The organism is Streptomyces sp. NPDC088553, from assembly GCF_044752965.1.
Classification (GTDB): Bacteria; Actinomycetota; Actinomycetes; order Streptomycetales; family Streptomycetaceae; genus Streptomyces.
Window position 1 is genome coordinate 115,996 of record NZ_JBIVMG010000001.1, and the last position, 19,854, is coordinate 135,849.

The window sequence follows — 19,854 nt, forward strand, 5'->3', positions numbered from 1 at the left end:
CTTCAGGAACGGGCCAGCTCGTCGACGAGGGCCAGTTCCTCGGTGTCGAAGTCGAGGTTGCGGAGGGCGGCCACGCTGTCGTCGAGCTGTCGTGTGCTGCTCGCTCCCACCAGGGCGGACGTGACACGACCGCCGCGCAGCACCCAGGCGAGGGCGAACTGGGCCAGGGTCTGGCCGCGGGACGACGCGAGGTCGTTCAGGGCGCGCAACCGGGTCACGACGTCCTCGGTGACGGCGTCCCGGCTCAGGAACGGGCTGTCGCTCGCGGCGCGGGAGTCCTCCGGGACACCGTCCAGGTAGCGGCCGGTGAGCAGGCCCTGTTCCAGCGGTGAGTAGGCGATGGAGCCGATCCGCAGGTCGTCGAGGGCGTCGAGCAGGCCCTCGTCCTCCGGGCGTCGGTCGAGCATCGAGTAGCGGGGCTGGTGCAGGGTGAGGGGAGTGCCGAGCTCGGCGAGGATGCGGGCGGCCTCGCGGGTCTGCTCGGCGGAGTAGTTGGAGACGCCGACGTACAGCGCCTTGCCCTGCTGCACCGCGGAGTGCAGGGCGCCCATGGTCTCCTCCAGGGGCGTCTCCGGGTCGAAGCGGTGCGAGTAGAAGATGTCGACGTGATCGAGACCGAGTCGGCGCAGGCTCTGGTCCAGCGACGACAGCAGGTACTTGCGGGAGCCCCACTCGCCGTACGGGCCGGGCCACATCAGGTATCCGGCCTTCGTGGAGACGACCAGTTCGTCGCGGTAGGGCGCGAAGTCCGTCCGCAGGAAGTCGCCGAGGGCGGACTCCGCCGCGCCGGGCGGGGGGCCGTAGTTGTTCGCCAGGTCGAAATGGGTGATTCCGAGGTCGAAGGCGCGGCGCAGGATGGCGCGCTGGGTCTCCGCCGGCCGGTCCGGGCCGAAGTTGTGCCACAGCCCCAGGGAGAGGGCGGGGAGCTTCAGGCCGCTGTGCCCGGCGCGCCGGTACAGCATGTCGGCATAGCGGTCGGAATGTGCCGTGTACAAAGCGACTCCATGGTGTGGGGACGACCCCCCGGGGGGACGGGGGTCGGCGGGGAGGTTGTCGTGCCGCCACCAATCTCTCCTGACCCATGGACATGAATCCAACAGGAGAATCCGATGGGATTCAGCGCATAGGCTTCTGAATCATGGAACTGCGGCATCTCCAGCACTTCGTCGCCGTCGCCGAGGCCCGGCACTTCACACGGGCCGCGGAGCGGCTCATGGTCTCCCAGTCGGGTCTGTCGGCGTCGATCCGCGCCCTGGAGCGGGATCTGAGGGCTCCGTTGTTCGTACGGAGCACCCGCCGGGTGACGCTGACGGAGGCCGGGCGGGCGCTGCTGGCCGAGGCGGAGCGCATCCTGGCGCAGGTACGGGCCGCGCACGAGGCAGTGGCGGCCGTGCAGGGCGTGGTGCGCGGCACGCTCCGCCTCGGGGCCGAGCAGTGCGTCGCGGGGGTGCACGTGGCGGGGCTGCTCGCGGCGTTCAGGCGGCGGCATCCCGAGGTGGAGATACGGCTCCGGCAGGAGGGTGGGCTCGTACTGGCCGAGGACGTCGCCGCCGGACGCCTCGACCTGGCCTTCGCCTACCGCACCCGCGCCGACTCCGACCAACTGCGTTCGGTGCCACTGGCAGCCGAGCCGATGACGCTACTGTGCCACCCCGGGCACCCGCTCTCCGCTGCCGGGCCGGTCCTCGCGCTCCGAGACCTCGCGGAGGAGGACTTCGTCGACTTCCACCCCGGCTGGGGACCGCGTCGGGCCACGGACGCGACCTTCACCTCCGCGGGCGTACCGCGCACCGTGACCCTGGAGGTGAACGACGTGCACAGCCTCCTGGACCTGGTGGAGGAGGACCTCGGTGTCGCTGCCGTACCGCGGCATTTCCGGCACAAGCGGGACTCCCTGCACGCCATCCCCCTCGCCGACACCGGCGAAGCGGTCTACGAGACGGTGGCCCTGCTGCCACCGGCGCAGGCCACCAGCCCGGCGGCCCGCGCGCTGATGACACTTCTGGAACGGGGATCCGCCCGCTGAGCGGAGCACGTCCCCCTGGGGGCCCCACCCGTCGCCCTGCCTGTCACGGCGACGGGTGGCATGTACGATCGTCAGTCCGGTGGCCGCGTACAGCATTCCCCTGGCCTCGCAGCCGGGGCGGAAGGCGAGGACGTCCGCCTCCGCCCCGCGCGGCGATCAGGCCGGGCGCGGGAGATACGCCAGGCCGTGCGCGCCGGCCTCGCCGAGCTTGGCGATGTCCAGCCGGGCCAGGCGATCCAGCGTCTCCAGGTCGACGACATCGACGGTGGAGGAGATGGCGCACGCCACATAGGCGAGTCGGCCGTCGGGAGACGAGCTGATGGTCAACGGGAAGTGCCCGACCACAAGTTCACCCACCTGCTCGCGGGTGTCGGCAGCGAACACGGTGAGGCGGCCCGGTGCGTGGCGTCCCAGCCGCGACCCCGGATCGGGTGCCGTGCGTACCTCGCCCACGAGCAGCTTCCCCGTCGAGGTCAGATGCACCGGCAGGACGATGTCCTCCGTGGGCAGGGTGTCGACGACGGACGCGGTTCGGGCATCGATGACCCGGATGCCCGTGGTCGGCCGGTCTTCGGCGGCGGAGGAGAAGTCGCCGTAGGGCGCGGCGACGAAGGCGTGCGTGCCGTCATCGGAGACAGCGAGGCCCTCGCTGCCCGGCACCTCGACCTTCGAGGTGACGACGCCCCGTTCGAGGTCGACGACCGACACGAACGGCGCCTCCTTGTTGGTGGCGTACCCCGTCCTGCCCGCCGGGTCGATGGCGAACCAGTGCGGGCCGGGCGCGTCGGTGTCGATCCTGCCCACGGGCCGGCGGGTCGCCGTGTCGATCACCACGACACCGCCGGGCCGGTTCTCGGCGCCCTCCACGCTGACGTACATCCGGCCGCGCACCGGGTCCAGCGCCAGGCCGTGCGGACCGTGTTCCGGGCCGATGTCGACGATCTCGACGATCCGGCGGGTGTCGGGGTCGATCACGGCCAGGTCGGTGCGTCGGCCGCCGTTCGCGTGGTAGTAGCCCGAGTGGTACGTCAGCGTGCACCACAGGAGCCGGTGCGTCGCGTCGAAGCACAACTCATGGGGCTCGGACGGGACTTGTACGTGGCCGAGGTGGCGGTCCGACGCGGCGTCGAAGAACGAGACGGTCGGCCCGCTCTGGCTGACGACGGCCAGGACGTCGCCTTCCCGACCGGTTCGGGGGGACTGGTGCACAGCGGCTCCTCGGGTGGGGTGGAGGGAGGGATGCCGCGCGTTTCCGCGGGCGTCTCCACTCTCCGCGTCGCGGAGTGCCACAACAATGCAAAGATGAGCATCCAATCATTGCCTCAGATGCAAAATTGCAGTTCAGGAGCCATTGGTGGATCTCAACCTGCTGCGCGTCCTGGACGCGTTGCTCCAGGACCACAGCGTGACCCGAGCAGCGGAACGCCTCGGTACGTCGCCCGCGGCGGTGAGCCGCACCCTGGCCCGGCTCCGCCGTGCGGTCGGCGACCCGCTGCTCGTCCGGGCCGGCCAGGGAATGGTCCCGACCCCGCGGGCCCTGGAACTCCGGGAGGAGGTGGGCGCGTTGCTGCGCGGCTGCGACAACGTCCTGCGACCCGGTCCCGGTTTCGACGCCGCGCGTCTCCAGCGCACGTTCACGGTGCAGGCCACCGACCTGCTCCTGGTGGGGCTCGCCACGAGCCTGACCGAGCGGATCCACGCCGAGGCCCCGGAGGTGGACGTCGTCTTCCTGCCCGAGGCGGTCGAGGGCGGCCCCGGGCTGCGACAGGGCTGGGTGGACGTCGAACTCGGCGTCCTCGGACACCTGGACCCGGAGATCCGGACCCGGCAGCTCACGCGGATGGAGCCTGTCGGCATCGCCCGCCAGGGTCATCCTCTCTTCGACGGCCCGATCGACGCCCATAGGTTCGCGGCGGCCGACCACATCGGCATCTCCCGGCTCGGCAAGCGCCTCGGGCCCATCGACCACGCGCTGGCGGACCTCGGACTGCGGCGCCGGACCGCGGTCGTGGTACCCAGCCACACGAGCGCGATGATGCTCGCCCGGGACACCGACCTCGTCGCGCTCAGCCTGGCCGACTGGCTTCCCGACGCCGTCTCCGCCATGGGGCTGCGGACGTTCGCCATCCCGCTCGACCTGGCACCCATGGACCTCGGAATGGCCTGGCATCCCCGTAACTCGACCGACCCGGGTCACAGTTGGTTCCGCGAGCACCTGGCGGCCGCCGTCCTCGCCTCGGCAGGACTCGGCGACGCCGAGCGCTGATCCCCGCCCGGACGGCTTGGCACGCCCCCGCCGTCGGCTGTCGGCGGTTCCGCTGTCCCACCTCGGCTGATTCATGTTCATGTGAGGACCCCTGTTCCGGGTCTCTCGTGACCGTCCCTGCCTGACGGGGCCTCAGCCGTTGTTCCCGAGACCGCGGTCGGGCAGGCTCATGTCCCCCGTCGCGGGAGTGCCGTCGGCGATCCCGTAGCGCAGGAACACGGTCCCCGTCGGGCCGGCCACCGGGGGCGCGAGGAGCGTGACGTTGGTGGGCACCGCGCCGTCGTCGAACACCTTCTTCCCGACGCCGAGCACGACCGGGTGCAGCCAGAGGTCAAGACGGTCGAAGAGCTTCTCGCGCAGCAGGGTCTGCACGAGGTTCAGACTCCCGACGACCTTCACGTCCTCGTGCCGGTCACGGATCTCACGCACCGCGGCGGCGAGGTCCGGGCCGAGCTGCGTGGACCCGGCCCACGAGAGGTCGGGCGTGCCGCGAGACGCCACGTACTTCGGGACGCTGTTGAACAGCGTGGCGATCTCGCTGTCCTCGCCGCCGTGCTGGTGGGGCCAGTAGGCGGCGAAGATGTCGTACGTCCGCCGGCCGAGCAGGAGGGCGTCCGTGCCCTCGTACGCGGCACCGATCTGCGCCCCGGCGACCTCGTCCAGCAGGGGCGCCTGCCAGCCGCCGAACGGGAATCCCGCCGGGTCCTCGTCAGGACCGCCGGGCGCCTGCCCGACCAGGTCGAGGGTCGCGAACAGCTCGATGGTGATGAGGCCCATGGCTTACTCCCGCTGCGTCGGTTGTCTCCGTCAAGAGATAGCCCCTGCCGGTCGGCCGCCGATTCATCGACGCGAAGCAACCCTGCTCACCCGGCCGACGCTTGGGCCATCCGGCCGAAGCGGGGCGGCGTGCCTTGCCGGACCGGGTGGCGTGTCTTGCGGGGCCGGACGTCAGGAGACGGGATGGTCGACGGGCGCTCGGGCTGCCCTTCGGCGACGGTGGGCCGGATCTCCGACCCTCCGTCCGGGAAACGACGTCTCGGCCTCCGCGACTCCCCCGACCCCACCCGATCACCCCGGTTGATCCTTCCGCGGCGGGGTAGCCAAGCCCCATGGCCCTCGACGACACATCCACCCCCACGACCGGCTACGTGCAGCCCGACATCGACGTCCGCGCACTCTCCGGGGTGCTCGACGGCGAGTACGCGGAGATCCGCAACCTCGTCCGGACCAACCTCTCGACGTACGCCTCCGTCCTTGAGGAGGCCGAGGAACTCGACATCGACACGTTCCGCGAGCGGGTGCGTGAGGTCGTGGTCGAGATGGCCGCGACGGGTCAGACCGGCATGGGTTTCCCGGCCGCGTACGGCGGTGGCGGCGACGTCGGGGCCTCGATCGCCGCGTTCGAGACGCTGGCCTTCGGTGACCTGTCGGTGCTGGTGAAGGTCGGTGTGCAGTTCGGTCTCTTCGGCGGCGCGATCCTTCACCTCGGCACCGAGCGCCACCACGACGCCTATCTGCCGGGCCTGATCACAGGCGAGCTGATGGGCTGCTTCGCGATGACCGAGACAGGCCACGGTTCCAACGTCCAGGCCCTCGGCACCGTCGCGCGGTACGACGCGACACGTCAGGAGTTCGTCGTCACCACCCCCGGTGACCGGGCGCGCAAGGACTACATCGGCAACGCGGCCCGCCACGCCGAACTGGCGGTCGTCTTCGCCCAGCTGGAGGTGGCCGGGACCTCCCACGGCGTGCACGCCTTCGTCGTGCCCGTCCGGGTCGGCGGCGAGCCGGCGCCCGGCGTCCGTATCGAGGACGACGGCCGCAAGATGGGGCTCAACGGCGTGGACAACGGCCGCATCTGGTTCGACGATGTGCGGGTGCCGCGCGAGGCGCTCCTCAACAGGTTCGCCGACGTCAGCCCGGAGGGCGTCTACGAGAGCTCGATCGAGAACCCCCACCGGCGTTTCTTCACCATGCTCGGCACGCTCGTACAGGGCCGGGTCAGCGTCGGTGGTGCCGGAATCAACGTCTCCAAGGTCGCCCTGGCGATCGCCACCACGTACGCCGTTCGGCGGCGGCAGTTCGAAGCGGCCTCGGGCGACGGGGAGCAGGTGCTGCTCGACTACGGCCTGCATCAGCGCCGGTTGCTGCCGCTGATCGCCCGGACGTACGCCCTGCACTTCGCTCAGGACGTCGTCCGCTCGCAGCTGCACGACGTCTTCTCCGGCACCACGGACGACGCGGAGGCGCGGCGTCGGCTCGAGTCGCGGGCCGCCGGGCTGAAGGCGCTCGCCACCTGGCACGCGACCCGGGTCGTCCAGGAGTGCCGCGAGGCGTGCGGCGGCGCCGGATATCTCGCCGTCAACCGGTTCGCCGCGCTCAAGAGTGACAGCGACGTCTTCACCACCTTCGAGGGCGACAACCACGTCCTGCTGCAGCTCGTCGCCAAGGGACTGCTCACCGATCAGGCGAGCGCGTTCGAGGACCTCGACCAGGCCGGCATGGTCCGCTACGTCACCAGCCTCGCGGTCGAGACGCTCCTTGAGCGGGCCTCCGTCCACAAGTTGCTGGAGCGCGTACGCGACCTGCTGCCGGGCGGCGACGCGTGGGACCGGGAGGCCGGGCTCCTCGACTCGGAGTACCAGCTGGCCATGGTCCGCTTCCGTGAGGAGCACATGCTGGCCGGCCTGGCCCGCCGGATCAAGCGCGGGATCGACCAGAAGGGCGATCCCGGTGACGTCTTCTCACACGTGCAGGACCACGTCGTCGCGCTCGCCCGCGCCCACGTCGAGCGGCTGGTGACGGAGGCCTTCGTCGACAAGGTACGCGCGATGCCCGAGGGCGGCGAGAAGGTGGCGCTGGCCTTGCTGTGCGACCTGTTCGCCCTGTCGACGATCGAGGCGGACCGGGCCTGGTTCATGGAGCACGGCCGGCTGACCGTGCAGCGTTCCAAGGCGATCAGCCGTGAGGTGAACGATCTCTGCCGCAAGGTCCGGCCCCTCGCGGTCGACCTCGTCGACGCGTGGGGCATCCCGCCCGAGATGCTGCGTGCGCCCGATCTCGTGGGCTGAGCCGTGCGGGCCCCCACGCGCCGGTAAGGACTCGTCGTTTCACCTGCTGCCGAGGGTGCGCACGGCCTCCACGATCAGCTCCCAGAACCCGTCCGTGTCGACCTCCATGCCGACCTCGGTGTCGGCGGGCCCGCCGGTCACGCCGTGCAGGTCCACCACCGTCGCGCCCCGGGTGTGGGTACCGGACAGCTCGACCGTCACCGCCGCCCGCACCAGGCTGACCAGCGAGGGGTTGATCAGGTGGGCGACGGTCAGTGGGTCGTGCAGCGGGGGCGCGTCGAAGCCGTAGACCTCGCGGTAGGTGGACGCGAAGTAGGTGAGCAGATCGACGCAGAGCCCGCTCAACGGGGTGCCGAGCCCGGCGATCCGGGCGACGACCTCGGGGGTGGCCCGGACCTGATGGGTGGCGTTGAGGCCGAACATCGTCACCGGCAGGCCGCTGCGGAAGACGATGTCCGCCGCTTCCGGGTCGCACAGGATGTTGAACTCGGCCGCGGGCGTGGTGTTGCCGCGCCCCGTCGAGCCGCCCATGAGCACGATCCGCTCGATCCGTGGCGCCAGCTCGGGGTGGGCGAGCAGGAAGACCGCGATGTTGGTGAGCGGCCCGGTCGGCACCAGCGTCACCGGCGCCGCGTGCGCGAGCAGGGTCTCCCGGATGACGGTGAGCGCGTCGCGCGGGTCCTGCGGTACCTCCGGCTCGCTCTCCCCGAAGCCGGGCCCGTCCAGGCCGGAGGTGCCGTGGATGTTCTCCGCGATCCGGCGCGGTCCGTGGAGCGGTCCTTCCCTTCCCGCCGCGATCGGTACGCCCCGGATCCCGGCCACCGAACACACCCGGCGGGCGTTGAGCGTGGTCTTCTCCAGGGTCTGGTTGCCCGCGACGGTGGTGATGGCGAGCAGCTCGATGGCGGGGTGCGCGGCGGCCAGCAGGATGTTGAAGGCGTCGTCATGACCGGGATCGCAGTCGAGGATCACGGGAATGGGCATGACTTCACCGTCCCACATCCGGGCCGTCGCGCGAAGGGAGGCGACTGCGCCCGTCCCGTGTTCCGGTGGTCCGTCACGGCCCGGTCGTCGAGAACTGAGGGGATGCCCGGCGATGAGCGGCCTCCAGAACCGCGAGCAGGACCTCCTTGCTGGACTCCCGCGTGCGGACGTCGCACAGGACCACCGGAACGACGGGGTCCAGGTCGAGGGCGGAGCGTACCTGTTCCGTGGTCCAGGCCCGTTCTCCGTTGAAGCAGTTCACGCCGACCGCGAAGGGGATGCCGCGTTCCTCGAAGAAGTCGATCGAGCCGAAGGAGGCCTCCAGGCGGCGGGTGTCCGCGAGCACGAGCGCGCCCAGGGTGCCGTGGGCGATCTCGTCCCACATGAACCAGAAGCGTTCCTGGCCCGGTGTGCCGAAGAGGTACAGCACCAGCTCCGGGCTGATCGTGATGCGGCCGAAGTCCATGGCGACCGTGGTGGACGTCTTGCCTTCCACGCCGTCGAGACTGTCGATGCTCTGGCCGGCCTGCGTGAGTCGCTCCTCCGTCTCCAACGGCGCGATCTCACTCACCGACCCGACCATCGTTGTCTTGCCGACACCGAATCCACCCGCGACAAGGATTTTCACGGCCGTGGGGAGATGGATCTGTTCAGAGCTGGCGGATGCCATCGATAACCCTTTCGATGAGTTCCACGCTCGGTCTGTCGGACTGTGAGGGTGGCGCCTGCACGATGATCTTCTCGTCTCCGAGGAGATCACCGCAGAGGACTTTGACGACGCTTACGGGGAGATCCAGGTGGGCGGCGATCTCCGCGATCGCTATGGCCCGGTGGCGGCACAGCTCCAGGATCTGCGCCGCCTCCGGCGTCAAGTGGGGATGGTCGACGCCGGGCGATCGCGTGACCACCAGGGTGATCAGCGTGAAGTGATAGTGGTTGTGTCGAGTACGACCACCGGTGATGGTGTAGGGCCGGAGGTGACGTCCGGCAATCGCCCCGTCGAGCTCGCGCGGCTCAGGCATCCTGGCTGTGTGCGACGGTGTGGTGGCCTGGAATGCGCGGCGCGGCACTCAGATACGCTCCGACCTGCTTGACCATGGTCCCCATCTCATAGGCCATCATGCCCGCGTCCACCTCCTGCGAGGCGAGGGCTGCGAGACGCGCCCCCTGACCGGCGGCGGTGATGAACAGGAACGCGTGCTCCATCTGGATGACGGTCTGCTGGACCGCGCCGCCGCGGAAGTACTGCGCCGTGCCCCGGGCGAGGCTGTGCATGCCGGACGCAAGGGCCGAAAGGCGCTCGGCGTCGTCCCGGCCCAGGTCGTGCGACTTCCCGATGAGGAGACCGTCTCCCGACAGCACGATGGCGCATCGTATCTCCGGTATACGGCCCACGAGATCGTCCAGGACCCAGTCCAGCTGCCTGCTGGTGGCCACTTCAGTCATTGCATTCCTTCGCAGTTCGTTGGGTCCCATGGTCAGTTCGCCCGTCCACCGTCGTGGCGTGGTGCGCTGTGGGTTCCGGTGGCCTGGTCCATCCCGCGCCGGATGGCGGCGATGATGCGGGCCGACGCTTCGGGCGAGGGCGGGCCTCCGCCCTCGTTGTCGAGACGGCTGCCTGCCTCCGCCGCCTCACGGCGCAGCTGTACGGCGAGGCTGGACCCGCGGGTGCGCTGGGGCAGTGTGGCGGGTTGCCCGAGGTTCTGCCTGTCGCCGCCCGGAGTTCCGTACGGGCTCCCGGACGCGGTGGGCGTCGACCGGACGGGTGCTTCGGCCATGGGGCGGCCGGCGGGCATCGGCGGGACGGGTGTGCCGGCCGTGGGGCGGCCGGTGGGCGTCGCCCGGACGGGGGCCTCGGCCATGGGGCGGCCGGTGGGCGCCTGGCGGGGAAGGGGTGCGGCTCGGGGAGGCTCGGGGCTCGCAGGGCGCTGGTGCGTGTCGAGGGGCTCGGTGCTGTCCGGGTGGTGCGGCGAGACGAGGCCGGCGCCTCCGTACGTGGGGAATCCGCTGTAGTCCGGGACTCGGCTGTGCGTCTCGCGGGGAGGCGCGGCGGGGGCTTCGGCGATGTACCGGGCGTCCGCGACGAGGTCGTGCTCGTCGCGGCCCCCGGGGTCGCCGACGAGGCCGGGCGGCCCGTCCAACGGCTGTGTGTACGGCGTCGGATCGGGGAGGGCGGAGGTGGCGGATCCGAAGGAGGGGGCGACCTCGGGCTGCGGGACCGTTCCTGCGTTGATCGCGTTGACGGAGACCTGGGCGGCGGCCCTGAGCTGGTCCATGACCGGGGAGTCGAGTTCCTCGAGCATGTGGACCGGGAGGAACACGATGGCGAGGGTGCCGCCGTATACCGAGGGGCGCAGTTCGACCCGGATCTGGTGGCGCTGGGCGAGGCGGGCGACCACGAAGTGCCCGAGGCGCGGGTCCGCGCCGAGGGCCGCCATGTCGGGCTTCTGCGGATGGGCCAGGATGTGGTTGGCCTGGGCGAGCTGGTCCGCCGGGATGCCGAGGCCGTGGTCCTCGACGTGCAGCGCCACGCCTTCGGCGACGTGCAGCGCGCTGACGACGACCTGGGTGTAGGGCGGGGAGAAGTTGGTGGCGTTCTCCACGAGCTCGGCGAGGAGGTGGGTGACGTCGGCGACGGCCCGGCCGGCCAGCGCGATCCGCTTCGTCGCCGGGAGGTTCTCGACCTTGACGCGGGTGTAGTGCTCGGTCTCGGCGACGGCACTGCGCATCACGTCGGTGATGGTCACCGGTTCGGTCATCCGGCGGCTGGGGGGCGTGTCGCCGAGGATCACCAGGTTCTCGGCGTGCCGTCGCACACGAGTGGCGAGGTGGTCCACCTTGAAGATGTCTTTGAGGAGATCGGAGTCGCCGTGCTTGCGCTCCAGGTCGTCCAGGAGCGCGATGAGGCGGTGGATCAGGGTCTGGGTGCGTCGCGTCAGCTGGCCGAGCACCTTCTCGGCGCCCGCGTGCCCCCGGGACTGGCTGAGGAGGGCGTCGATGGCCGTGTGGCGGAGTCCCTCGATCGCGGATCCGAGGAGCTGGAGTTCCCCGGCGGCCAGGAGCGGGGGCGTCTGGGGGAAGGGGGTGAGCGGCTCCCCGCGCTCGGACTGGGCCAGCACCTGGGGCCACTGGCGGGCCATTTCCTCGGTCCGGCGCTGCAGTTCGGCCACCGCGTCGAGGGTCGAGCGGCGGGCCCTCAGTCCCAGGACCGCGCCGGCCGTGAGGAGCGCCGCGGTGAGCGTCGTTCCGGCGATCAGGCCGATGAGCAGACCGGTCGCGCGGTCGGAGGCCGCGTCGACCAGCTCGTCCAGCGAGGCGGCGGTGAGCTTCTGCAGGTCGGTGACGAGGGTCTCGGCGTCGGCGCTCCAGGCCTTCGTCGAGGACGGCAGTTGTGTCGCCGGTGCCGCGATGACCGCGTCCTCGATGGAGGCGATCGAGGAGGACCGCGGGGTGGCGGCGATCTGCGCGTACCGGGCTCGCGTGTCGGCGGGCAGGTCGTCCACGGCCAGCGAGGCCCGTATCTCCCGTTGGGCGCCGACGGAGTGGCTGAATCGCTGGTGGGCGGCTGTGGAGATGGCGCCCTGAGGGAGGCCTGCGGACAGCAGAGCGTCCTCGCGCGACAGCATCTCGACGAGCCGGACCAGGGTGGCGGTGGCGTTGCCTCCCTGGGAGAGCGGCCCGTCCTCGCTGCGTACCGCGGCGCCGATCAGGTCGGTACCGCTCTGGATGACGTCGGTGAGGTGTCCGAAGGCGTCGGCGGAGGACATGGTGCGGGCGTCGATCGCCTCGCGTCGGCCGGCCAGTGTGTCCAGGGAGGTTCCGAGGCGCCGCGCCGGCTCGCCGAGCGAGCTGTCCACGGTGGGCAGGGCGGCCCGGAACTCGACGACCGCGGCATCGGTCTTCGCGCGGGCCTGGTCCAGGGCGCTGCGCGCCGCGGCCGACCGGCTCGTCTGCCACAGGGCCGTGAGGCGCCGCTCCTGCTGCAGGCCCGAGACCACGTTCAGGGTCTTGCCACCGGTCGTCGCGGTCCGCTCCGCGTCGTCCTGGAGCTGGATCTGCTCGCCGGCCAGACCGGCGGCCGTGTAGCCCCAGAGGCCCGTGAGGGCGATGGCGGGCGCGACGATCGGCATGATCAGCTGCGTGCGGAGGGACCTGCGCGGGACAAGCCGGTGGCGCGCCTTCGGGTCGCTAGTGCCTGACATCTGAATGGAATCCTCGCAGCGAGCTGACGACAGTGAAGATGATGCTCAGCGGTCCTGATCGCTGCGGCGTGGCGTCTTGACGCAGGAGCACCACGGCAGTGATCAAGGCGCACCGTATCAGGAGTCCGTCCTACCGGTACGCCCCGCCCGCCGCCATCGGGCCCGGTCAACAGACTCATGGGCAAGGCGAGTTGATGGGCGGCGGCATCGATTGAATCCGGTCACAGCAGCGCGAGCAACTTCGGGGTGTAGAGGTCACCCATCGTGGCGGTGCCGGCGACCATGTCGAAGTAGATCGAGGTGAGTTCGGGATCCTGGCGGATCGCGCGGAGCAACGCCAGGCGCTGCGGGTGCTGTTCGGCGAGTCGGCCCACGGCCAGGGTCGCCTCGTAGCCGGGCAGCAGGGCGGCGTCCCTGTCTTTTCCGTACTGGGCGAGGGCCTCGTCGAGAATGGCCGGATCGCCGTCGAGCCGTCCGCCGATGTGTCGGGCCAGCATCTCCGCCTGGAGGAAGGCGTCGCTGATGCCGCGGGCGGTGATGGAGTCCTTGTGGTGTCCGGCGTCGCCCACCAGGGCCCATCCCGGCCCTGCCGCCTGCCGGAAGTAGTTCTGCTGGTCGCCGGTGCCGCGCAGGCGCTCCACCTGTGTGGCTCCCCGCAGCCTTTCGTACAGGGCGGGGGCGGTGGCCCGTACCTGCTGGAGGTGGTGGTGCTCCGCGTCGGCGCGGATCTCGTCGAAGCGGGACTGGGGGAAGTAGGTCAGCACCAGGGTGGCCTGGTGGGTGGCGACGGCGGCGACCCAGCGGTCGGGGGCCTCGTAGAGTTCGAGGTCGGCCGGCACGTCCTGCCAGTACGAGTAGTAGGCGCACGTCAGTCGTGGGTGCTCGACGGTGACCGGGGCTCCGGTGAGGCCGGCGACGGTGGAGCGCATGCCGTCCGCGCCGATGACCAGCCGCGCGTGCTCGCGGAAGGCCTTCCCGGCGTGTGTGCCCTCCACGCCGACGACCCGGCCCGTGGTGTCGTGCAGCAGCCCCGTCACGCGGCAGCCCTGCCGTATCTCGGCACCGGCCTTGGCCGCGGCTTCGGCCAGCAGGGGGTCCAGGATGTGCCGGCGGGGCGCGTAGGCGGCCCGTTGTCCGTCCACGCCTCGCCCGCAGCCCTCCAGGCGGATGCCGGCGACCTCGTAGCCCACGCGCTCCAGAGGGGGGCAGCCGGTGGCCTTCAACTCGTCCAGCAGACCCCACCGGGCCAGGGCCGCCACCCCCGGCTGGTGGATGAGGTGGGTGGAGAGGGTGTCGGAGGGAAACGTGGCGCGGTCGAGAACCAGGACACGGTGGCCCGCCCGGGCGAGCTGGAGGGCGGTGGCGGAGCCGGCGACGCGCGCGCCGACGACGATGACGTCGAGCATGTGGGTGCTGCCTCATAGGGATGGTGGGTTGAACCCGCGCCGGTGCCGGCCCCTCCCCCGGGAGGCGGCCCGCGCGGTGTCGGTCAGTGGGTGAGGGACAGCTCGGTCAGCAGCGCTCGGTGGTCGATCTTTCCGTTGGCGTTCAGCGGAAGGCTCTCCAGGACCGAGATGCGGCGAGGTCGCATGTAGGGCGGGAGGCGGTCGGTGAGCTCCGCGAAGAGCTTCTCCGGATCGCACGCGCCGCCGGTCACCACCGCGTGGAGTTCGGGCGAGCCATGGGCGTCCGGCACGGCGAGGACGTACGCCTCGCGCACCCCGTCCAGCTCACGCAGGACGGCCTCGATCTCGCCCGGTTCGATGCGATGACCGCGCACCTTGATCTGGTGGTCGGTCCGGCCGAGGTGCACGAGGACGCCGTCCCGCACGGTGACGCGGTCTCCGGTGCGGTACCAGTGGTCGGCGGTCACCTTGTCCGTGTGGTCCGCGGCGTCGCCGTCGCCCGGCGCGGGCGGGTGGAAGCGGCCCGCGTCGTGCGTCGGGTCCAGGTAGCCGGGGAACCGCTGCGCCCCGCGGACCAGCAGCTCACCGGTATCGGCGGGGAGCCCGTCCTCGTCCAGGATCCGGTGCTCGAGGCCCGGATGGCAGTGCCCGATCGGTGCCGTGCCGTTGGGCGTGGTGGGCCACGCGGCGGGATCGTCCGGGAGCTGGTAGGCCGTGCAGGAGATGGTGAGCTCGGTCGGCCCGTAGAGCACCTCGATCGCGCTCCGCGGTGCCGCGGTCCGCCAGGCGCGGGCAGCGGTGAGCGGGAGGGCCTCGCCTCCGAAGACGCTCCACCGGAGGGTGGGCATGCTGTTCGGCTTGAGCGTGCCGAGACGCTCCGCGAAGGAGATCAGGGAGGGCACCGAGAACCAGTGCGTCAGGCGCAGATTGTTGACCGTCGCCACTGGCGAGAGCAGTTGGGCCGCGCTCGGCACCACCAGAGTCGCACCGGCCGCCCAGGCGACGAAGAGGTCGTGCACGGAGCCGTCGAACGTCAGGTCGAAGGCGGCCGACATCCGACTGTCCGCCCCGATCCCGTAGCGGCCGGCCATCACGCTGAGATAGGCGCAGAGATTCCGGTGGAGGACCGGAACGCCCTTGGGGCTGCCGGTCGATCCGGAGGTGAAGATGATGTACGCGATGTCGTCGGGGCCGGGTTCGGGGAGGTCCGACGGGGCGGGCGGGGGTGGGCCGGGCGCGGTCGTGGGTTCGAGCAGCAGCTCGGTCACGCCCAGCGTGACGGCGGCCCCCGGGGTGTCTGTGAGCACGAGGTCGAGGCCGGCCGCGTCGGCGATGGACTCGGTGCGGGACCGCGGGTGCTCGGGGTTGAGGGGAACGATGGTCGCGCCGACGCGCAGTGCGGCGAGATAGCCGGCGTAGGCGCTGACGGAGCGGCCGGCCAGCAGCCCGACGCGCCGGGGGCCCGATCCGGTGCTCGCGAGGATCCGAGAGGCGTGGCTCTCCGCCAGGGCGCCGAGTTGGCGGTACGTCAGGGACTGTCCGCCCACTTCGAGAGCGACCCGCTCGTCGCCGTACCGTTCGACGGATCGGGCGAACCAGCCGTACACGTGCTGGGGGTCGGTCATCGCGCACCGGCCTCGAGCGAGCCGGTCCAGCGGCGCAACTCCCCCACGGTGCCGAGCCGTCCCACTTCCTCCGGGTCGATCTCCAGTCCCGTCTGCTGGCTCAGTTCCACGATGAGCTGGAGTCTGGCCAGGGAGTCGATCCCTATGTCGGCGAGGCGGGAGGCGTCGTCGAAGGCGGTACGGGCGTGCTCGCGCAACAACCAGTCCGCGGCGCTCTCCGCACCGGTGGCCCGATCCTCGCCGGGCCAGTACCTGCGGGTCTGCCACGGGTACCGGGGCAGCGGGACGACCGTCCCGGGTTCGTCGAACAGGTCCTCCCAGTGCACCTCTTTGCCGGCCAGGTAGTGCTCGATGGCGGCGGCCAGGGGTGCGGGGTCCCCGGTGCGCTCGTGTCCCGGTGCTCCCCCGGCGGCCAGGGCGGCTGCCAGTTCCTGGTGGCCGGCCCCGACGACCGCCAGCCGGTGGGCGTGGTGGGTGCGGCGGACGGTCGCGCTGTAGCAGATGTCGCGCAGGCTGTACGCGGCGCCCTGGCCGCCTGTCCCGAGGTAGGTGACATAGGCGGCGGCGAGGTCGAGCAGGGCCTCGGGGGAACGGGCGGACAGCGCCAGGACGTACGGGGTGTCCGAGGCGGGTTCCAGCGGGGGATGAGCGAGGGGGCGGTCGGCCTGGCACAGCACCACATGCGCGTTGAGGGCGGACACGCCCTGGCTCGACACGCCGGCGAGTGCGGGGCGGTCCAGTGACGGGAAGTCCTGAAGGTCGACCGGGATCCGCACCGGCAGCCGCTGCCAGTCCACTTCGGGGGTCGGCTCGTCGACGTGGAGGCTGGCGGGTATCTGTCCGTTCCGCAGGCACAGCACGGTCTTGATCAGGCCGGCCATGCCGCCGGCGGCCTCCGCGTGGCCGATGTTCGACTTCGCCGATCCCACGAGAAGCGGCCTGTGGGCCGGGCGGCCCTTCCCCAGCACCTCTCCGAGGGCCCGCAGTTCCAGCGGGTCGAGCAAGGGGCTGCCGGTGCCGTGGGCCTCCACGTAGTCGACCTCGCCCGGGTCGACGCCGGCGTCCTCGTACGCCCACCGCAGTACGTCAAGTTGCCCCGTGAGCGACGGGTTCAGGATCTGGTCCGTGGTGCGGCCGTCCGTGCCCACCGCGCTCCCGGCGATGACCGCGTGCACCCTGTCTCCGTCGGCGATGGCGTCCGCCAGTCGCTTGAGGACCACCACTCCGACCCCGTCGCTCGGGGCGTGGCCGTCCGCCCGGGCGTCGCCGAACCGGCTCCGCCCGTCCGGCGACAGCGTTCCGGCGTGGCCCATCATGATGCCCTCGTCGGGGCGCAGCACCAGGTTCACGCCCGCGGCGAGCGCGAGAGAGCTCTCCCGCACGCGCAGGCTCTGCACAGCGCTGTGCACGGCGTACAGGGAAGAGGCGCACGCCGTGTCTATGAGCATGCTCGGGCCGCGGAAGTCGAAGGCGTACGACACCTGAGCGGGAATGACCGAACGGAAGTTGAGGTACTGCACGGCCGTCATGGCCTGCGGGCCGTGACGGAAGGCGCGCTCGACGAAGTCCGCTCGCGTGGCCCCCACGAACACGCCGGTCCTGGATCCCGCGAGGCGATCGGGCCTCAGTCCGGCCTCCTCCAGGGCGTCCCAGGCGGTCATCAGCAACAGACGCTGTTGAGGATCGAGTTCGGCCGCGTCGCTGCTCGACATGCCGAAGAAGTCGGCGTCGAAGTCCGCCAGGCCGTCCACGTATCCGGCGCGACGGCTGCCCATGGCGCCGGGGTCGGGCTTCGGCGAGTCCAGGAAATCGGCGTCGTAGCGATCGGGTGAGGATTCCGCAGTGGCATCCGACCGATCGCACAACAACTGCCAGAATTCATCGATGTCTCTGGCCCCTGGAAGTCGGCAGGCCATTCCGACCACCGCCACTGAGCGCGCTTCCGCGTTCGCTCCGTACATTCAGAAAACTCCCTCAATGCCTCACTGCAGCACGTACAGTGCGGAGCAGCTTCAATTCAACGGACCGCGCCTGGGCAGTACAGTAGGCGTTGGCCTGCGGTTCCGGGAGTGGGTCCTTCCGGGGACCGACCCACACTTCGCCGGAGCGGCGTTCACGGGTGGCGGGTGAAGGCCGGGCGGGGCTACGGCTCTTGCAGGCACCTCGAGTGCGATCCCGCGGGGTCGACCGGTCCCCACCAGGCCGGCTGCGCCTGAGTCACTGTGCTCACATGCCTGTCCCCTCGCCCCACGCGCTCCCGCGTCCTAGATCAACCCCGCACGATTGTCATATGCCTTGCCACGATTCCTCGCCTTCCGTCGATCAGTTGGCGTGAATTGATCGCTACTCGTTGAAACATCTTCTTTTTTCAGATATACTGCCAGTTTTCGTGATGCACGATCTCAAAACGACCAACTGTGACAGACTCGCCGGCGGTTCGTAGCATCCGCGCGGCCAACCGGGCCCAAAAACTGGGTAGGTGACGGGCCACCAGGTCCTGGGATCTGATTTCATGTGATCTCATGGATCCCCAGACAAGTGGCGAGGCCCGGCGGCAGCGCCTCCAGGCCCTTGGCCTCAACTCGGCAGACGCGGAAGCCACCTTCGACCGAGTGGCTAAGGTGGCGGCGACCGTGACCGGAGCACCTCTGGCCATGGTCAACTTCATCAACGATCAGACGCAGATGTTCCGGGGCATGTACGTACCCCGAGCCCCCGAGGCCTCCCCCGATGAGCGGACGAGCACCGACGCCGGCATCACGTTCGACCTGAGCAACTCCGCCGCCCGGGAAGCACCTGGCGACTACGGGTTCTGCCCCCACGTCGTCGCGCAGGGGGCGCAACTGGCTCTCGACGACGTGCTCGACTATCCGCGCTTCGCCGGCAACCCCTTGGTCAACGACATGGGCGTGCGTTCCTACCTCGGCACTCCCCTGCGCGACAACACCGGCATGATCCTGGGCACCTTGTGTGTGGCCGACACGTCCCCGCGCACCTGGGACCCGCAGACCAAGGAGCTGATGCAGGACCTCGCCCAGACGCTCGTCTCGGAGTTCAGGCTCCGGGACAGCCTCCTCGCGCAACAGCAGGAGCTGTTCGCCGTCTTCGACGGGGCCCCCTTCCCCATCATGCTCACCGAAGGCCCCCAGCACTTGATGCGCTACGCCAACGGCCGCCAGGCGGTCGTCTTCGGCATGGGCCGCCAGTACCTGCCCGGCGCGTCGGAACTGCCCACTCTGCGGAACGTCGGCGTCTTCGAGGCCATGGACACCGCCTTCCACAGCGGACAGCCGGTCACGCACCGAGCTTCCGTGCCGACCGCCGACCACGTCGGCTACCAGGAGTTCGACTTCCTCTGCACTCCTGTCAGAACGTCTCCCAGCGCGCCGATCAGCGGCATCCTGACCGTCGCCATGAACGCCTCGACGGTCTCCGACCCACACGCCTTCTCCGCCAACGTGCAACAGCAGTTCGAGCGCCTGGGCGCCGGCGGGGGCCCCTCGCCCTTCCCCGGCCAGCCCGGGTGAGTCCCGGCCCTCGCACAGGAACAGATCGAGACAGCCGCACAGGAACGTTCCGCTAGCGACTCCGGGTGCGGGGCCCCTCGCACCTGGAGCGGAGCTCCCGAGAGCGCCGGGTCAGCTCGCCGGGCCGGTCAGGACGCAGTTCGGGTAGTCGTTGTCCGGATCGCCGATGGCAGCCCAGAGCTTCAGGACCTCGCCCTCCCTCAAGGCGGCGTAGGCGTCGGGCTCCCGCCCACGCACTTCGGGGTGGTCGGCGTCGAAGGTCACCCCGACGAAGCTCTGCTTCCTGTCGGAGCCCTGCCCCCAGGCGCCTGTTCCGGACCAGGCCAATCCCTCGTACCAGCCGACGGCGATGCAGACCTTGTCGGCGATGAACGTCCCGTCCCGCTTCAGCGTGAGGGTGCCGCCCTCGGCATCGGTCCACGTGGTCGCGAGTTCGGCCGGCTTCAGAACGACCGGTTCGCCGTCGGGCGGCGGCATGACGGTGAACCTGCCGCAGGCCGTCAGGGCGAGGGCCATGGCGGGCAGGATCAGCGCGGTACGACGGGAACGCGACACACTCCACCCCTGGCGGGTTCGGCAGGCCGCGTGCGCGACCGATGAACTCAGGACTTCACGCCGTACCCTGGCACGAAGTTTGAACACGTTCAAGTCTCGGTCGTCGACGGGCACCGCGGCAGGGCCGCCGTCGGGCGTGACCGTGCCGGGGCCGATCGCCGTTCCGCCCGCAGGCAGCGGTGAGGGCCAGGC

Annotated in this window: 16 protein-coding genes; 4 read left to right on the forward strand and 12 right to left on the reverse strand. The window is 70.7% G+C overall.

From position 1 onward, the window contains the following. Positions 1-2 precede the first annotated feature (2 nt). Entirely contained in the window at positions 3-995 is a 993-nt protein-coding gene (mgrA, locus tag ACIP8Z_RS00575) for an L-glyceraldehyde 3-phosphate reductase (RefSeq protein WP_402076912.1), read from the reverse strand. Between the two features lie 143 nt (positions 996-1,138). Here mgrA and ACIP8Z_RS00580 point away from each other — a divergent pair, with 143 nt between their 5' ends. Beyond that, the gene (locus tag ACIP8Z_RS00580) at positions 1,139-2,026 is read left to right on the forward strand and encodes a LysR family transcriptional regulator (RefSeq protein WP_402076914.1); all 888 of its coding nucleotides are present in this window, start codon (positions 1,139-1,141) and stop codon (positions 2,024-2,026) included. 156 nt (positions 2,027-2,182) lie between these two features. Here ACIP8Z_RS00580 and ACIP8Z_RS00585 read toward each other — a convergent pair whose 3' ends face one another. Beyond that, the gene (locus tag ACIP8Z_RS00585) at positions 2,183-3,235 is read right to left on the reverse strand and encodes a YncE family protein (protein WP_402076917.1); all 1,053 of its coding nucleotides are present in this window, start codon (positions 3,233-3,235) and stop codon (positions 2,183-2,185) included. Positions 3,236-3,380: 145 nt separating this feature from the next. Between ACIP8Z_RS00585 and ACIP8Z_RS00590 the strand changes: the two genes are divergently transcribed. Next, complete coding sequence (locus tag ACIP8Z_RS00590) at positions 3,381-4,292, forward strand: LysR family transcriptional regulator (protein WP_402076920.1); 912 nt, start codon at positions 3,381-3,383, stop codon at positions 4,290-4,292. A gap of 132 nt (positions 4,293-4,424) precedes the next feature. Here ACIP8Z_RS00590 and ACIP8Z_RS00595 read toward each other — a convergent pair whose 3' ends face one another. Further along, positions 4,425-5,069, reverse strand: coding sequence for a dihydrofolate reductase family protein (locus tag ACIP8Z_RS00595; protein ID WP_402076922.1), 645 nt, complete (start codon positions 5,067-5,069; stop codon positions 4,425-4,427). Between the two features lie 332 nt (positions 5,070-5,401). Here ACIP8Z_RS00595 and ACIP8Z_RS00600 point away from each other — a divergent pair, with 332 nt between their 5' ends. Further along, positions 5,402-7,363, forward strand: a complete 1,962-nt coding sequence (locus tag ACIP8Z_RS00600; RefSeq protein ID WP_402076924.1) for an acyl-CoA dehydrogenase — start codon at positions 5,402-5,404, stop codon at positions 7,361-7,363. A gap of 39 nt (positions 7,364-7,402) precedes the next feature. Here the strand turns inward: ACIP8Z_RS00600 and ACIP8Z_RS00605 are convergent, their stop codons facing one another. The 8 genes from ACIP8Z_RS00605 to ACIP8Z_RS00640 all read right to left on the reverse strand — a co-directional run bounded on the left by ACIP8Z_RS00605 (position 7,403) and on the right by ACIP8Z_RS00640 (position 17,541). Then, positions 7,403-8,347, reverse strand: a complete 945-nt coding sequence (locus ACIP8Z_RS00605) for a nucleoside hydrolase (protein ID WP_402076926.1) — start codon at positions 8,345-8,347, stop codon at positions 7,403-7,405. 73 nt (positions 8,348-8,420) lie between these two features. Then, positions 8,421-9,017: a GTP-binding protein gene (locus ACIP8Z_RS00610; RefSeq protein WP_402076928.1), complete on the reverse strand. Its 597-nt coding sequence runs from the start codon at positions 9,015-9,017 to the stop codon at positions 8,421-8,423. Continuing rightward, positions 8,998-9,369 carry a DUF742 domain-containing protein gene (locus ACIP8Z_RS00615; RefSeq protein WP_402076930.1) on the reverse strand — a complete coding sequence of 124 codons (372 nt, stop codon included), beginning with the start codon at positions 9,367-9,369 and terminating at the stop codon, positions 8,998-9,000. Before ACIP8Z_RS00615 ends, ACIP8Z_RS00610 begins: the two co-directional genes overlap by 20 nt. Next, entirely contained in the window at positions 9,362-9,793 is a 432-nt protein-coding gene (locus tag ACIP8Z_RS00620; protein WP_187620541.1) for a roadblock/LC7 domain-containing protein, read from the reverse strand. Before ACIP8Z_RS00620 ends, ACIP8Z_RS00615 begins: the two co-directional genes overlap by 8 nt. A gap of 32 nt (positions 9,794-9,825) precedes the next feature. Further along, the gene (locus tag ACIP8Z_RS00625; protein ID WP_402076933.1) at positions 9,826-12,549 is read right to left on the reverse strand and encodes a nitrate- and nitrite sensing domain-containing protein; all 2,724 of its coding nucleotides are present in this window, start codon (positions 12,547-12,549) and stop codon (positions 9,826-9,828) included. 221 nt (positions 12,550-12,770) lie between these two features. Then, a complete protein-coding gene (locus tag ACIP8Z_RS00630) occupies positions 12,771-13,955 on the reverse strand; it encodes an FAD-dependent oxidoreductase (protein ID WP_402076935.1) in 1,185 nt (394 codons plus the stop codon). Between the two features lie 83 nt (positions 13,956-14,038). Further along, the gene (locus tag ACIP8Z_RS00635) at positions 14,039-15,580 is read right to left on the reverse strand and encodes an amino acid adenylation domain-containing protein (RefSeq protein ID WP_402076938.1); all 1,542 of its coding nucleotides are present in this window, start codon (positions 15,578-15,580) and stop codon (positions 14,039-14,041) included. Further along, positions 15,577-17,541, reverse strand: a complete 1,965-nt coding sequence (locus ACIP8Z_RS00640) for a beta-ketoacyl synthase N-terminal-like domain-containing protein (protein WP_402076940.1) — start codon at positions 17,539-17,541, stop codon at positions 15,577-15,579. Before ACIP8Z_RS00640 ends, ACIP8Z_RS00635 begins: the two co-directional genes overlap by 4 nt. Positions 17,542-18,102: 561 nt before the next feature. Between ACIP8Z_RS00640 and ACIP8Z_RS00645 the strand changes: the two genes are divergently transcribed. Continuing rightward, positions 18,103-19,107 carry a GAF domain-containing protein gene (locus ACIP8Z_RS00645; RefSeq protein ID WP_402076943.1) on the forward strand — a complete coding sequence of 335 codons (1,005 nt, stop codon included), beginning with the start codon at positions 18,103-18,105 and terminating at the stop codon, positions 19,105-19,107. A 111-nt stretch (positions 19,108-19,218) separates the two neighbouring features. Here the strand turns inward: ACIP8Z_RS00645 and ACIP8Z_RS00650 are convergent, their stop codons facing one another. Next, a complete protein-coding gene (locus tag ACIP8Z_RS00650; protein WP_402076945.1) occupies positions 19,219-19,662 on the reverse strand; it encodes a hypothetical protein in 444 nt (147 codons plus the stop codon). Positions 19,663-19,854 lie beyond the last annotated feature (192 nt).